The following is a 14,089-nucleotide window of genomic DNA, read 5'->3' on the forward strand; positions in this document are numbered from 1 at the left end:
ACTTCTCCTACTATTTTGCTTGTTGGCAAAGATATCGGCAAGCAGTAAAAAGCACCTCTCCAGAAGAAAGGTGCCTTACACTATGTTCAGTTTATTCCACCGTCACCGACTTCGCCAAGTTACGTGGCTTGTCGACGTCACAGCCACGAGCAAGTGCCGCGTAATATGCCATCAACTGAACCGGCAATACGTTGATGAGCGGTGCCAAGAGTGGCTCGACGTGCGGCAAGATGAAGTCATCATTCTCATGTTCGACTCCTTGCATCGAAATGATACAAGCGTTCGCGCCACGGGCAACGACCTCTTTAACATTTCCACGAATATTCAAGTTCGTTTTCGGTTGCGAGATGAGCGCGATGACCGGTGTCCCGTCTTCAATCAAGGCGATCGATCCGTGCTTCAGTTCCCCACCTGGGTATCCTTCTGCTTGGATGTATGAGATCTCTTTTACTTTGAGCGCTCCTTCGAGACAGACAGAAGCGTCAAGTCCACGACCGATAAAGAACGTGTTCGGTGTCGTCTTCAAATAACGTTCCGCAAGGTCTTCGAATAACTCTTTTTGCGCCATGATGGAGTCCATGATGGTCGCGACACGGGCTAGCTCCGGCATGAGATCAAACGGCAATTCTTTCCCTGTCGCACGAGCGATGTCATATGCGAGAATCGCGAGGACGGCAATCTGTGCCGTGTATGCTTTCGTCGATGCGACCGCAATCTCTGGTCCTGCGTGGAGGAGCATCGTCTCGTTCGCTTCGCGTGAGAGCGTCGATCCCGGTACATTCGTCATGGTGAGCGCTTTGTATCCGCGTTTCTTCACTTCGACGAGGACGGCACGGCTGTCCGCTGTCTCACCGGATTGTGATAAGAAGACGAACAACGGACGTTCACTTAAGAGGGGCATGTTGTAGCCAAATTCAGAAGAAACGTGCACTTCTGTCGGAATGCCGGCGATGCGTTCTAAAATGTCTTTTCCGACGAGTCCCGCGTTATAGCTCGTCCCACATGCGACGATATAGACGCGGTCCGCTTCTGACACGAGCTCACGCACGCCTTCCGTGAGTTCGATGTCACCGTTCTCGTTCTGGTAGTGCTGGATGATGTTGCGGATGACGGCCGGTTGCTCGTCCATCTCTTTCAACATGTAGTGCGCGTACGTGCCCTTCTCGATATCTGACGCATCGATTTCGGCCGTGTATGGCGCGCGTTCGAGCACGTCACCGTCGAGCGTTTTGATTGTCGCCGACTCACGTGTGAGGATGACGATCTCACCGTCGTGGAGCTCGAGGTACTGGTCTGTCACCTGGAGCATCGCCATCGCGTCTGATGCGACGACGTTGAACGTGCCGTCCCCGAGTCCGACGAGGAGCGGTGACTTGTTCTTCCCGATATAGAGGCGCTCTTTGTCCTCTGAGTCGATCATCGCGATCGCGTACGAACCGTGGAGGTCCGAGAGCGTCTTGCGGAACGCCGCCTCGACGTCACCGAGCTCGACGAAGTGCTTCTCCATGAGCTGGACGATAACTTCCGTGTCCGTCTCTGAAAGGAACGGGACGTCGAGCGTCTTCTTGATGAGCTCGTCGTTCTCGATTACGCCGTTATGGACGAGCGTGAAGCGTCCTGTCGTGCTTTGATGCGGGTGGGCGTTCGGTACGCTCGGTATCCCGTGTGTCGCCCAACGCGTATGACCGATTCCGATCGTCCCTTCAGCATCAGCCGGTACGATGTCACGGAGTGCTTGAATCCGTCCCACTTCTTTGAACGTACGAACGTTTTCACCGACTAAGGCAATTCCTGCTGAATCATAGCCACGATACTCGAGCTTTTCAAGCCCTTTCAATAAAATCTCTTTCGTTCCAACTTGTCCGATCATCCCTACGATTCCACACATACAAAACTCTCCTCTTTGCTTCGATTTCTCGAAAAAGGAAACGGGCTTTTTTGAGTGATGTCATCAAGTCTCGTTTTGTCCGCCCGGTCACCCGAACGTTTTATCAAGACTCTCTCAGTCGTGACACGCGACTGGAAGGCATCCGCCGAAATCTCGATCACCTTCGTCCTCGTCAACTCCATAGAGTTCTGGCGCTTTTATCTCATACCTAGCCGTTTCTCCAGATACGCTTTCATGCTATCGAGTACAAGCCGTGTTGGATAGAGCAATCTGAAAAATTGTCGCTAAATACTTTTTTACCGTTCATGTAAAAGTCACCACTTTCACTAAAATGCCATCAATGTATCAGGTTTTCGAGTAGGGAGAGAACGGGCATGATACAAGTAACGATATTTAAAGATGGAGGGGAATGAGATGGCAAGTCTATTTTTAGTAATCGGAATCATATTATCTGTCACATCAAAATGGCTGCAATTAAAAGGTCAAAGTGATGTTGGTGACCTACTTGTTTTTCCAGCAGCTTTTTTCCTAGGACTCGCCCTTCTCTTTAGCCTTCCATTCTTTAAAGAATGGTGGGAAGATCCTGCATCGCGCCCAAAAGCTTATCGATTTGCGACATTTGCAACAGTCGGTGTACATTCGTTTCAATTATTTGCTTGGCTCTTATTTGGTCAAGGTGAATGGCTAGGTTTTCTTTTCCTAATTCCTTTCCTAACCTGCCTCTACTTTGTTATTCGAACGGTCATATAAAATGGGAGAGACGCTCACGCGCTCCCCCATTTTTGTTCTTCTCTTAATTCACGTTCCGTGACATAGTTCTCATCAAGACGAACCATATATCGCTCGTACCATTTATGACCGATGACGGATATGACACCTCCAGTCACCATCAACCCAATAAAGTAAGGTGTCTCAATTTGTTTCGTTACCCATCCGAACATGAGGATGAGCAAAATCGGGAACGTCAAAAAATTAAAAATCGACATCAAGTGTATGTGACGTTTGGCGTCTCGATTCGTTAAATACTTCAATTGAATCGTTTCTTTCTTCCAAGATTTTTTAATCGCAAATAAGCCCGCAAATTGACCAATCAAAAGAACAGTTCCTGCTGACACCCATCCTTTTTCAGTCGCAACAAACAGCACAATACAGATCATCCACGACAGAAAAGTGAAGACTCCATTCTTTTCAGTTTCCACTCTGACAAGCTCTCTCATCTGATCATGCTTGTTCACGACGTTGCTCCTTCTCGTATTCACGGACCTCACGAATTTCTTTTAAATCTTGATCCGTCAAATAGTTCTCGTCATAAGATTGAATGATGCGGTCAAACCGCTTCGCCAAGTATTCAATCCCGAAAAACGTCAGTTGCGAAAGGAGGAACATACGGAACGATTGTGTGCCCGTCGCTTCACTCGTGAAGTAAAAGAGACCGTAAATCCCGACCCCCGTCAAAGCGAGCGTATGTGCCATCATCTTGAACGATAAGAGGTTACGTGCCGTCTGATTCGTCACAAAGCGCAGCCACATTCGATATTGGATAAAAATACCCGTCAAGACTGCGGCGAGCACCGCATATAACGTTCCCGTGACGACACCGTCCGAGAGTGTCCAATATGAGGCGTAAATCAAAAAACTGACGACGAGTCCGATTCCGATGATGCCGACACCCCATTTCGTCAAACGGTCTACTTTTAAAATGGTGTCGATTTGCGATTTCACTTTTGGTGATAATTCCATATGTCCTCTCCTCCTTCCAACACTTCTTCATACGTCGGTAGTTCCGGATCAATTTGATTAAGTTTCTTCGTGAACCACTTCTGACGGATCGGACTTAATACTCCCCATATCCCAAAAAAGAGACCAATCATAAGACCAAAATCTCCCGTTGTCAGCAGCGTCACCATGAGTGCCGTCAACAAAATCGCATCCACCCATTCAAACACGTATTGAAAAATGAGAATCCGATGCGCCTTCGGATTCTCGGTCATTCGCCACATGATGCGCATCTCTTGATAGCCCATCACGACGATGATTACGGAGACCGACACCATGATAGGGATAAGCCACATCCTCTCTAATAAGAGAGCGACAATAATGGCCGTGACATAAAGAATCAAGATGGGTATGGCATAACGTCGCATTCGTCGCATCCACTTTACGTCTTGCTCCACCTATATCGCCTCCTTGTCGAAATGTATATACTCCATATCTTGTTGTTTCGTTTGTTTGTTCACGTTTAACGTCCATAGCATCGCACTGCCGATGAATACCGTGACACAAACATACGCCACGTTTGATGTGAACAATAGTTGATGATTCAAAGCGAGGAAAAAGGCAGCACTGTTGATCCCGTCCCGAACGAGTTGACGACGATACAATCCTTTCAATTCTGGTTGAAACCTCAGGCGCATTCGATAGCGCTTCACATAGAAGATGTTCAGCGGAATGAGCGCACAGGCGATATAGAGCACGCCCCACGTAAGGTCATCTGTTAATAAACTGATTGGTAACATCAGCACTATAAATGTTCCAAACAGGCCGAAGATCCATTGGTCGAATAAACGCTTCCATGCTTTTTCTTGTGTCATGCGTCCAATCATTGATTTCGTCGCTCCAAAGCTAACTGCTGTAACAGCGGAACACGTTCATTTAACTTCTTTTGAAACATCCGTGACATCTGATCGCTGACTGCTCCCCATACGAGCAATCCGATCGCTAACGTCAAACTGTCATATTGAAAAATGAGCAGAGTCGAAATCAAGGCGACGAGAACACCCGAACTGATCAAATCATACAGTAAGTTCCATTTTAGTAACTTCACGACATCTCGATCTTTCATATGCGTACGACGCATCCGATACTTCTTCACGTCTAATCCAATCATGGCCATTCCAATCAAGACGAACGGAATCGTCAACCAGACATAACGTCCGAAAAAAGATAAAACAATGGTCGTCACAACAAACACCAATAATGTATAGCCGACCCGAAGGTGTGACTTGCGCCATGTTATTTCTTCCACATGCCAATGTGCCTCAGTCAACTAGAGCACTTCCTTTCCTTCCTATGCATTACTCCTATATACGTACTCTATGCCCTCATTGTTTCACATTTTCCGAATATTCTAGCATTGAATCGTTCGACTTTTTTCAACAATTGACGAACGAAACGTATCCGCTTACAAAGGTTATCTGCTATACTGTTACCAAATTCATTCCCACAAATTTTTTTGAAAGGTGTAGAACTGTATGTCTCCGAAGTACAAGCAAGTTGCAAGTCAGATTGAAGCGGACATAGTCAATCACGTCTACCAACATACGAATAAATTATTGACCGAGGATGAGTATGCCAATAAATATGGCGTCAGCCGTAACACGGTCCGAAAAGCGATCGAGATCCTCGTCAACAAAGGATACGTCTATCAAGTTCAAGGGAGCGGCGTCTTCGTCCGTGACCATTACAATAGCGATTACATCAATTTAGAAAAACTCCAAGGTTTAACAAGTGACTTCAGCGGTCGAAAAGTCGAGACACGCGTCTTACACTTCGAACAGACAGTGGCGAACGATGAGGTCGCCGAACGTATGAAGTGCCCAATCGGAACACCTGTCTACTTCGTTAAGCGTCTACGTCTCGTTGATGACCACCCGTTCTCGGTAGAGGATTCATACTTCCGAAAAGAGCTCGTCATCTACTTGGATGAGAACATCGTCCAAAAGTCGATCTACACGTATTTACGAAGCGACCAAAAACTTGCCATCGGATTCGCTGACCGAGTCATTTACGCAGACTTTTTAGATTCAGAGTCCGCCGACCTGCTCGACTTGAACGAGAATGACCCAGCCTTGATTGTCGACAACACCGTCTATTTGACGAACGGACAAATCTTCGACGTCTCTCGTTCCATTCATCATTTTAAACATGTCAAAATGCTCAAAGTCTCGAACATTAAGTCCTAAACGCGCCCGAGAGATGCTTTTCTCGCGCGCATTTTTTATGCATTTTTTCGAAAAGAAAGGGTTTACACGAAAACGCTTTCGTGCTACTATCGACGTGTAGAAAATATTTGTACCTATGAATTTTAGTTATCCATACAAAAAGGAGAGATATTATGGTTTCTGAAACAATCGAAATCTCACCGGAAGATATTTTCGGTCTCATCGCCCTCTCGGGTGACGCCAAAGCGAGCTACCATCAAGCGATGCTCCTCATGCAAGAAGGAAAGAAAGAAGAAGCCGAGGCGGCAGTCGTTGCTGGTGACGCGACATTAAAGGAAGCACATGCGATTCAAACGAAATTCGTGACGCTCGAAGCACAAGGTAAATCGGCAACGGTCGGTGTCCTCATGGTGCATGCGCAAGATCACTTGATGAACACGATTCTCGTCAAAGAAATGCTTGGATATATGATGAATATGCAAAACGAAATCAACGAATTGAAAGGAATGGATCAACAATGATTAAAATCGGACTCTTCTGTGCGGCAGGTATGTCGACAAGTATGTTAGTAGAAAAAATGAAAGCGGTTGCCTCTGAACGTGGCATCGAAGCTGAAATCGCAGCTTACCCAGAATCGGAGATGGAAACTTACGTTGACAACATCGACGTTGCACTTCTCGGACCACAAGTGAAGTACCTCCTTTCAAAAGGGAAGCAAATCTGCGAACCAAAAGGTGTTCCAATCGACGTCATCAACACAGTCGACTACGGCATGATGAACGGTGCGAAAGTATTAGACCACTCATTGAAACTTGTTAATAAATAAACTGAGGTGATGACTTTGAAAATGCCTAAAGATTTCTTGTTCGGCGCTGCTTCGGCCTCTTACCAGGTCGAAGGCGCATGGAACGAGGACGGGAAAGGTCTCTCGAACTGGGACGTCTTCTCGAAAATTCCTGGTAAGACATTTGAAAACACAAACGGCGACGTCGCAGTCGACCATTACCATCGTTATAAAGAAGACATCGCGCTCATGGCGGAGATGGGACTCGAATCGTATCGTTTCTCCATCTCATGGCCGCGTATCTTCCCGAACGGTACGGGTGAAGTGAACGAAAAAGGACTCGAGTTCTATAACAACTTGATCGACGAATGTTTGAAACATGACATCGTCCCATTCGTCACGCTCTACCATTGGGACCTCCCACAAGCACTTGAAGAAAAAGGCGGCTGGAAGAACAAAGAGACAGTTGACGCATTCGTCCGTTTCGCAGATACTTGCTTCCAATCGTTCGGTGACCGTGTCAACCACTGGATCACGTTCAACGAAGCGGTCATCTTCTGCTCACTTGGATACTTAACAGGCGCACACCCGCCAGGTATCGAAGGCGACGTCAAAGGATATTTCCAAACGACACATAACGTCTTCGTCGCTCACGCCCGTGCCGTCGAGCTCTTCAAACAAAACGGTCACACTGGCGAAATCGGGATCACACACGTGTTCAACCCGGCGTTCAGTATCGATGACGCAGAGGAGAACAAGTTTGCCGAAATGCATGCGAACGCTTATGCGACACATTGGTTCTATGACCCGATCTTGAAAGGTGAATATCCAGAGTACGTCGTGAACGGTCTAAGCGAACAAGGCCTCCTTCCTGAAACGACAGAGGAAGAACTCGACGTCTTGAAACGTACCGCTCCGATGAACGACTTTATCGGTCTCAACTACTACAGCCCGCAGCGCGTCATGAAGAATGACTCGGCGCTCGTCATGGCCGGTGGACGTGAGAACTCGACAGGTCGTCCGGGTAACCCATCATTCGATGGCGTCTACAAGACGGTCAAGATGGATGACAAAGTATATACGAAGTGGGACTGGGAGATCTCACCGGAAGCGTTCCTCGCTGGGATGCATATGCTGAAAGATCGTTACGGCGACGTCAAAATCTATATCACAGAGAACGGTCTCGGTGATGTCGACCCGATCGTCGACGGTGAGATCATGGACACGCCACGGATCGAGTACATCGAAGGACACCTTCGTGCAGTCAAACACGCTGTTCAACAAGGCATCAACGTTGCTGGTTACTATGCTTGGTCTGCAATCGACCTACTCAGCTGGTTGAACGGTTATAAGAAACAATATGGCTTCATCTATGTAGACCACAACAACGGTCTCGCACGGAAGAAGAAACAGTCGTTCCATTGGTATAAAGAGATCATCGCTACGCGCGCTGAAGACCTATAAGGAGGTTCCCCTATGAGCCGCTTAGAAAGAGTATTTGAAAAGTTCACCCCTGCTTTTGTTCGTTTTGCGAACGCCAAGCCCGTCCTTGCGATTAAGGACGGGTTCATCCTCACGATGCCGATGACCATCATCGGGTCGCTGTTCCTTCTCATCCTGGCGTTACCGATTCCAGGTTGGGCTGACTTCATGTCAGGTCTATTCGGGGCAGACTGGTCACTCCCGCTCACGCAAGTCGTCGGCGCGACGTTTGACATCCTTGCTTTGATCGGTGTTTTTGGAATCGCTTACTCGTACGTCAAGAACGAAAAAATCGAAGGCGTACCAGCTGGTATCCTCGGGATCATCTCGTTCCTCATCATCACACAGGCTTCTGTCCTGTCTGAAGGCGGAGAAACTGTTTCTGGGGTTATCCCGAAAGTATGGACAGGTGGACAAGGTGTCCTCGCTGCCATCCTCGTCGGATTGACAGTCGGATTCATCTACTCGCAGTTCATCAAACGCGGGATCAGTATTAAAATGCCAGACGGTGTCCCGCCAGGCGTATCGAACTCATTCTCTGCACTTGTTCCTGGTTTGGCGATCATCTCGCTCGCCGTTGCAACGTTTGCGATTTTCCAAGCGGTTGCAGAACGTACGTTCACAGAAGTCATCTATGATGTGCTTCAAGCACCACTTCAAAACTTGACGGACACACTCGCTGGAGCCGTCATCATCATGGTGCTCATGTCCGTCATGTGGTGGTGTGGGATTCACGGTGCCGCAATCCTCATGGGAATCATGGGACCCCTTCTCACAGCAAACGCGCTTCAAAACCAAGCGATCCTCGATGCTGGTGGTACGCTCGTCGCTGGCGAGAACGCAAAAATCGTTACGATTCAATTCCTCGACGTGTTCACGAAACTCGGTGGATCAGGAATCACAATCGGCTTCATCATTGCCGTCTTAATCGTTGCACGCTCGGCACACTTGAAGCAGCTTGGGAAGTTGTCACTTGCACCAAGTATCTTCAACATCAATGAGCCGGTCATCTTCGGGATGCCAATCGTCTTCAATCCGATCATGTTCGTCCCATTCGTCGTCGTGCCAGCCATCGCTTCATTCATGGTCTACTTCGCTATCCTTTGGGGTTGGGTCGAGCCGTTTAACGCGCTTCAAGTACCATGGACGACACCTCCAGTCATCTCTGGATTCTTGATTGGCGGATGGCGCGCCGCTCTCTTACAGATTGCAACAATCGCCATGGCCGTAGCCGTCTACCTCCCGTTCGTTCGCATTCAAGACCGCGTTTCGTACGGTGAAGAATTGAAAGCACAAGAAGGCTCAGATCAAGCATCAGCCTGAAACAAAAACGACAGCCCTTCTCAGTAATGAGGAGGGCTGTTATATTTAGGGAAAAGAGTAAAGGAGTTGGAAATTTGAAATCATACTATCCATCTATATTCGCCGTGATCGCTGGTCTATCCGGATTAATCGGATTGGCGCTTCAATCGGTCTATCTTATCATGTTGTCTCCCGTCTTTTTACTCATTGCGGGATACGTTGTGGTACATGCGAAGAAGCAGAAAACAACCTTACGAAATTATACGCCGAGCTTTCTGATCCTATCGAGCGCCGCCCTCGCATTCGGTCTTGGCTTCCAATCGATCTTGCCGTATGCCATGCTCATCGGAATCGTGATCCATACAGTCTGTCTCTTCTGTGCCATCATCGCACTCGGACGATATCGTGCACACGTCTCATGAAGGCTGTGACTGGACTCGGTTGGGGCGCATTGATTTTAACACTCGCACTCGCCCCGCTACTTGCCGTCGATTTGATTCTCATCTATCTGCTTGAAGACACACCGTTCCGAATCTTATCGACTCTTGCGATGCTCGGTTGTTTCTATCTATTGTCGACAATCCTCAGTTTGTTCGTTGATGCGTTAACGGGAACATTACGCTCGTTTGTTCATGCGAACGTACCGCGTCTACTCGACACGATACTTCACGGAACGGTTAGCGGAATCAGTCTATACGTCGTACTGACCCACTTTCCGTCTATCGATATATCGACGCTAACCGTTATGGCGATTGTATTCGTACACTTACTCGGAGCATCATGTTGGCTAAATCGGGAGAGTTCGAAAGAAAAGACGCCACTCGAGCTCGATTCCATCGATCAGCAGATCATCCACTTGTTACGAACCGAAACCATCGTGTCTTGCGTCGAACGCATTCAGCATGATTACCCGGATTTACCGAAACGGGACGTATTGAAACGAGTCAAACGCATCAGTCAATCCAACAAAGTCACCGAACCGTTTCATGGTCGGTGACTTTTGTGCGTCATCACAAGCGAATCGTGAGATTTATCCTGGAGTTTCGTTGCCCAATCTATGTAAACAAACGCCAGCCCGATTTTTCGGTGCTGGCGTTTTACGTATCCTCTTTCCGGAGCGAGTACCCATCCACCTCAAGCAGTCGCATCCGTCTCTGGTCAATCGCCGCATGAATAATCACAGTCACACCTGGATTGAGTTCCATCATCTTTTTGATTTTTCGTAAGTCGTCCCCCTTGATCTCAACTGGCAACACGAACTCGCCTTCTCTCAAATGAACGAATTTGATTTTCCCAAGGTCGTCATAACCCGTCACTTCGTATGTCGCAAACTCACGTTTCATAGAACATCCCTCCCCTATCCTCGTTCCCAAAAAGATAGCATTCCACACAAAAAATCCATCCCCGTAGCGGTGGGGATGGATGCATGTTACGCCTCGACGCTATCCGCGTGTTTGGCTTTATGGTCGGCGATGACACCGGCATACCACTTCGCGCTGTCTTTCCAAATGCGCTCCTGTGTCTCAAAGTCGATATAAAGAATGCCGAAGCGCTTCTCATAACCGAAGCTCCATTCGAAGTTATCCATGAGCGACCACAGGTAGTAGCCTTGAATGTTCATGCCTTCATCGTTCAAATCGGAGACGGCTTCGAGGTGCTGGCGGACGTAGTCGATCCGGTTATCGTCATGGACTTCGCCATTTTCCAGCACGTCGTCAAATGCGGCGCCGTTCTCTGTGATGTAGATTGGAAGGTCAGTATACTCGGCGCGTAAACGACGGATCAGGTCTTTGAATTCGTTCGGGGCGATATCCCAGCCCATGCCCGTCTTCTCGTAGTCCGAGTAAGCGTCTGCCTTCAAGAAATCATTTGCTGCGTTAAACTCGACAATGCCACGGCTGTAGAAGTTGATGCCGAAGAAGTCGCAAGCTGTCGAAATCGTCTCCATATCACCCGGTTGGATGAAATCAAAGTTATGCACATATTTGGAGAACAAGTTCATCATGTCGACCGGATACTCACCTTTGAAGACCGGATCGAGGAACCAGCGATTCGAATACCCGTCGGCATTGTTCATCGCAAGGCGGTCATTCGCCGAATCCGTCTTCGCGTACATCGGTGATAAGTTGAGCGTGATGCCGATCGGGGTCGTGGACGTCATCTCTCGCTTCAACAACTCGACCGCTTTTCCGTGCGACAACAAGATATGGTGCACGGCGCGCACCGCTTCGTTCATATCACGATGACCCGGTGCATGAACACCGACGTGATAGCCGAGGAAGCCGGCACACCAAGGCTCATTGTGAGTGATCCAAGAGTCGACGATGTCATCGAGCTCTTCAAAACAGACTTTCGCATAATCGAGGAACCAGTCGACCGATTCACGGTTGACCCAGCCACCTTCTTCGTGAGCCCACATCGGAAGGTCCCAGTGATAAATGGTGACGGCTGGTTTGATTCCTTCTTCACGGAGACGCAGCGCCAAGTTTTTGTAGAACGCCATCCCTTCTGGGTTGTACTCTCCCTTGGCAGGGAAGATTCGTGGCCACGCGATGGAGAATCGATACGTGTCGACACCTAGCTTTTTGATGTGCTGAATGTCTTCTTCGTAACGATGGTAGTGGTCACATGCGACATCGCCGTTATGCTTTTCAAACACGCGCCCGTCGATGTCACAGAACATATCCCAAATGGAAGGAGTACGGCCTCCTTCGTTATGTGCGCCTTCAATTTGGTACGAGGACGTGGCTGTCCCGAATACGAAGTCTTTCTTAAAATGCATAGTGTTTTCCTCTTTTCTCTATATTTATTCTTTGACAGCACCTGCCGAAATACTGCTGACGATGTACTTCGAGAGGAACAAGAAGGCAATCATAATCGGTACGACCGAGATTGCGATGCCCAGGTAAAGCGAGCCAAGGTTCTCTGCGACTTGTGATCCTTTCAAGAAGCCCATCAAAACAGGCAACGTGTATTTCTCAGGCGAGAACAAGAGGACAAGTGGCATCAAGTAGTTGTTCCATGAGCCGATGAACGTGAAAATCGACATCGTTGCAATCGCTGGCATCATCATTGGAAGTGCGATTGTGTGGAAAATACGTAGCTCGCTCGCACCATCAATCCGTGCCGCTTCAATCAAACTGATGTGAAGTGTCGCTTGCGTATATTGACGGATGAAGAAGACGGTGAACGGTGTTGCAATCGCTGGGACAATCAATGGAATGAACGTGTCCAAAATACCGAGCGTTTTTGAGATCTCATAGAATCCAATGAGTCCGAGTTGCGCTGGCACCATCATCATGACAAGCATGAAGATGAACATCGCATTTTTCCCTCTAAAGTTATAGAACGTAAAGCCATAAGCCGTTAGGGCTGAGAAGTAACCAGACAAGACCGTCACCGATACAGAGATGATCAAGCTGTTCTTGAAGCCGTTCCAAATGTTGATGTATTCGCTGAGCGTCGCATAGTTGTCTGCGAGCGCCGTCCCCGGAAGAAGTGAGAACCCAGCCATGATTTCTCCATTCGTCCGGGTTGCGTTGACAATCATCATCAAGAACGGAATGAAACAGATAATCGCGAGAAGGATGAGCCCTGTATAAATCAAACCTCGTGCGAATCGCTTATTCGTTTTCTTCTTAGAAGGCGGCGCCACTTTAAGCGGACGCTCATCTTTCCGTTTCGGCTGCGCTTCGCTATCTGGAAGCATTCGCCGTGATTCCGCATTTTGTTCCATTGCTTACGCCCCCTTCTGTGTCGCGCGCTCTTTGCGGAACATACCCTTGAAGACGACCGCCGAGAAGATCAGCGTGATCAAGAATAGGCCGTAAGCGACCGCTGACGCATAGCCATAGTTGTTATACTTGAAGGCTTGGTTGTACAAGTAAAGCACCATCGTGTTCAACGAACCGTCTGGTGAACCGATCCCGTCTGTAATCAACATCGGAAGGTCGAACAACTGGAGTCCACCGATGAGTGAAGTGATCATGATGTAGAGAAGAATTGGTTTCAAGAGCGGCAACGTCACTTTCGTAAACATCTGCCAACGGTTCGCACCGTCAATGTGAGCGGCTTCGAAGTAATCTGTCGAGATGCCTGATACCCCTGCCATGACGATGATGAAGGAATGTCCGAACCACATCCATGTCAAGATGAGTGAAACGGATAACTGTGCCGTCACCGGTTCTGCCAACCAGTTGATTGGATCCGAAATCAAGCCGATTTTCATCAACACCATGTTGAGTGAACCGTGCTGCCAGTCGAGTAAAATACCGAACAAGAGCGCGACCGAACTGATCGTGATCAAGTTTGGAAGATAGAAGAACGAGCGGAAGAACGATAGTCCTTTTAACTTCAAACGGAGATCAGAGAAGATGAGCGCCAAGAGAAGCGCCAATCCAATCTGCAAGACGAAGTTAATTCCCCAAATTTTGATGGTGTTGAAAAACGCCTCGATAAAGTACGTATCCGTCAACAACCGTGTGTAGTTCGCAAACCCGACGACCTCTTCACCCGGGCTCCCCGTATAGTTCGTGAAGCTATAATAAAGCGTTAAGAGGACCGGATAGATGCTGAATGTCAAGAAGACGACCCAGAACGGGGCGATGAACAGATAGCCGTAACGATCTAGTTTTTTCACGTGTATTTCTCCTTCCATAAGAACCGAGGGGGGAGCTCCCCCCTCGTGTTGGT

Annotated in this window: 18 protein-coding genes; 8 read left to right on the forward strand and 10 right to left on the reverse strand. The window is 48.2% G+C overall.

Going from position 1 to position 14,089, the window contains the following annotated elements:
* Positions 1-91: 91 nt before the first annotated feature.
* The gene (gene glmS / locus KD909_RS12630; protein ID WP_211781764.1) at positions 92-1,888 is read right to left on the reverse strand and encodes a glutamine--fructose-6-phosphate transaminase (isomerizing); all 1,797 of its coding nucleotides are present in this window, start codon (positions 1,886-1,888) and stop codon (positions 92-94) included.
* Between the two features lie 414 nt (positions 1,889-2,302).
* Between glmS and KD909_RS12635 the strand changes: the two genes are divergently transcribed.
* Positions 2,303-2,638, forward strand: coding sequence for a hypothetical protein (locus KD909_RS12635; protein WP_211781765.1), 336 nt, complete (start codon positions 2,303-2,305; stop codon positions 2,636-2,638).
* 14 nt (positions 2,639-2,652) lie between these two features.
* Here KD909_RS12635 and KD909_RS12640 read toward each other — a convergent pair whose 3' ends face one another.
* The 5 genes from KD909_RS12640 to KD909_RS12660 are packed head-to-tail and all read right to left on the reverse strand — an operon-like array spanning position 2,653 to position 4,934.
* The gene (locus KD909_RS12640; RefSeq protein WP_211781766.1) at positions 2,653-3,123 is read right to left on the reverse strand and encodes a hypothetical protein; all 471 of its coding nucleotides are present in this window, start codon (positions 3,121-3,123) and stop codon (positions 2,653-2,655) included.
* Entirely contained in the window at positions 3,110-3,628 is a 519-nt protein-coding gene (locus KD909_RS12645) for a hypothetical protein (protein ID WP_211781767.1), read from the reverse strand. Before KD909_RS12645 ends, KD909_RS12640 begins: the two co-directional genes overlap by 14 nt.
* Positions 3,607-4,062: a hypothetical protein gene (locus KD909_RS12650; RefSeq protein ID WP_211781768.1), complete on the reverse strand. Its 456-nt coding sequence runs from the start codon at positions 4,060-4,062 to the stop codon at positions 3,607-3,609. Before KD909_RS12650 ends, KD909_RS12645 begins: the two co-directional genes overlap by 22 nt.
* The gene (locus KD909_RS12655) at positions 4,063-4,491 is read right to left on the reverse strand and encodes a hypothetical protein (protein ID WP_211781769.1); all 429 of its coding nucleotides are present in this window, start codon (positions 4,489-4,491) and stop codon (positions 4,063-4,065) included.
* Positions 4,488-4,934, reverse strand: coding sequence for a hypothetical protein (locus KD909_RS12660; RefSeq protein WP_211781770.1), 447 nt, complete (start codon positions 4,932-4,934; stop codon positions 4,488-4,490). The genes KD909_RS12655 and KD909_RS12660 overlap by 4 nt, the downstream gene beginning before the upstream one ends.
* 205 nt (positions 4,935-5,139) lie before the next feature.
* Here KD909_RS12660 and KD909_RS12665 point away from each other — a divergent pair, with 205 nt between their 5' ends.
* The 7 genes from KD909_RS12665 to KD909_RS12695 all read left to right on the forward strand — a co-directional run bounded on the left by KD909_RS12665 (position 5,140) and on the right by KD909_RS12695 (position 10,394).
* Positions 5,140-5,850, forward strand: a complete 711-nt coding sequence (locus tag KD909_RS12665) for a GntR family transcriptional regulator (RefSeq protein ID WP_015880673.1) — start codon at positions 5,140-5,142, stop codon at positions 5,848-5,850.
* A 152-nt stretch (positions 5,851-6,002) separates the two neighbouring features.
* Positions 6,003-6,350, forward strand: coding sequence for a PTS lactose/cellobiose transporter subunit IIA (locus KD909_RS12670; RefSeq protein ID WP_015880672.1), 348 nt, complete (start codon positions 6,003-6,005; stop codon positions 6,348-6,350).
* Positions 6,347-6,655, forward strand: a complete 309-nt coding sequence (locus KD909_RS12675; RefSeq protein ID WP_015880671.1) for a PTS sugar transporter subunit IIB — start codon at positions 6,347-6,349, stop codon at positions 6,653-6,655. The genes KD909_RS12670 and KD909_RS12675 overlap by 4 nt, the downstream gene beginning before the upstream one ends.
* 15 nt (positions 6,656-6,670) lie before the next feature.
* Positions 6,671-8,077: a GH1 family beta-glucosidase gene (locus tag KD909_RS12680; protein ID WP_211781771.1), complete on the forward strand. Its 1,407-nt coding sequence runs from the start codon at positions 6,671-6,673 to the stop codon at positions 8,075-8,077.
* Positions 8,078-8,089: 12 nt separating this feature from the next.
* On the forward strand, positions 8,090-9,418 hold the full coding sequence (locus KD909_RS12685) for a PTS sugar transporter subunit IIC (RefSeq protein ID WP_211781772.1): 1,329 nt from the start codon (positions 8,090-8,092) through the stop codon (positions 9,416-9,418).
* Positions 9,419-9,492: 74 nt separating this feature from the next.
* Entirely contained in the window at positions 9,493-9,819 is a 327-nt protein-coding gene (locus tag KD909_RS12690; RefSeq protein ID WP_211781773.1) for a hypothetical protein, read from the forward strand.
* Positions 9,816-10,394 (forward strand): hypothetical protein, encoded by a 579-nt coding sequence (locus tag KD909_RS12695; protein WP_211781774.1) that lies wholly within the window; start codon positions 9,816-9,818, stop codon positions 10,392-10,394. Before KD909_RS12690 ends, KD909_RS12695 begins: the two co-directional genes overlap by 4 nt.
* Positions 10,395-10,494: 100 nt before the next feature.
* On the opposite strand, the gene KD909_RS12700 is transcribed toward KD909_RS12695, so the two are convergent.
* The 4 genes from KD909_RS12700 to KD909_RS12715 all read right to left on the reverse strand — a co-directional run bounded on the left by KD909_RS12700 (position 10,495) and on the right by KD909_RS12715 (position 14,036).
* Entirely contained in the window at positions 10,495-10,740 is a 246-nt protein-coding gene (locus KD909_RS12700; RefSeq protein WP_015880666.1) for a hypothetical protein, read from the reverse strand.
* Positions 10,741-10,826: 86 nt separating this feature from the next.
* A complete protein-coding gene (locus KD909_RS12705) occupies positions 10,827-12,179 on the reverse strand; it encodes a GH1 family beta-glucosidase (RefSeq protein WP_211781775.1) in 1,353 nt (450 codons plus the stop codon).
* 24 nt (positions 12,180-12,203) lie between these two features.
* Positions 12,204-13,133, reverse strand: coding sequence for a carbohydrate ABC transporter permease (locus KD909_RS12710; protein WP_211781776.1), 930 nt, complete (start codon positions 13,131-13,133; stop codon positions 12,204-12,206).
* Between the two features lie 3 nt (positions 13,134-13,136).
* Positions 13,137-14,036, reverse strand: a complete 900-nt coding sequence (locus KD909_RS12715; protein WP_015880663.1) for a carbohydrate ABC transporter permease — start codon at positions 14,034-14,036, stop codon at positions 13,137-13,139.
* Positions 14,037-14,089 lie beyond the last annotated feature (53 nt).

Origin of the sequence: Exiguobacterium sp. PFWT01, assembly GCF_018255795.1 — a bacterium.
Classification (GTDB): Bacteria; Bacillota; Bacilli; order Exiguobacteriales; family Exiguobacteriaceae; genus Exiguobacterium.

Coding starts and splice junctions, on each gene's coding strand:
- KD909_RS12705 (WP_211781775.1), bottom strand. CDS start 12,179: ATGCATTTTAAGAAAGACTTCGTATTCGGGACAGCCACGTCCTCGTAC.
- KD909_RS12635 (WP_211781765.1), top strand. CDS start 2,303: ATGGCAAGTCTATTTTTAGTAATCGGAATCATATTATCTGTCACATCA.
- KD909_RS12695 (WP_211781774.1), top strand. CDS start 9,816: ATGAAGGCTGTGACTGGACTCGGTTGGGGCGCATTGATTTTAACACTC.
- KD909_RS12700 (WP_015880666.1), bottom strand. CDS start 10,740: ATGAAACGTGAGTTTGCGACATACGAAGTGACGGGTTATGACGACCTT.
- KD909_RS12645 (WP_211781767.1), bottom strand. CDS start 3,628: ATGGAATTATCACCAAAAGTGAAATCGCAAATCGACACCATTTTAAAA.
- KD909_RS12665 (WP_015880673.1), top strand. CDS start 5,140: ATGTCTCCGAAGTACAAGCAAGTTGCAAGTCAGATTGAAGCGGACATA.
- glmS (WP_211781764.1), bottom strand. CDS start 1,888: ATGTGTGGAATCGTAGGGATGATCGGACAAGTTGGAACGAAAGAGATT.
- KD909_RS12655 (WP_211781769.1), bottom strand. CDS start 4,491: ATGATTGGACGCATGACACAAGAAAAAGCATGGAAGCGTTTATTCGAC.
- KD909_RS12710 (WP_211781776.1), bottom strand. CDS start 13,133: ATGGAACAAAATGCGGAATCACGGCGAATGCTTCCAGATAGCGAAGCG.
- KD909_RS12675 (WP_015880671.1), top strand. CDS start 6,347: ATGATTAAAATCGGACTCTTCTGTGCGGCAGGTATGTCGACAAGTATG.
- KD909_RS12670 (WP_015880672.1), top strand. CDS start 6,003: ATGGTTTCTGAAACAATCGAAATCTCACCGGAAGATATTTTCGGTCTC.
- KD909_RS12685 (WP_211781772.1), top strand. CDS start 8,090: ATGAGCCGCTTAGAAAGAGTATTTGAAAAGTTCACCCCTGCTTTTGTT.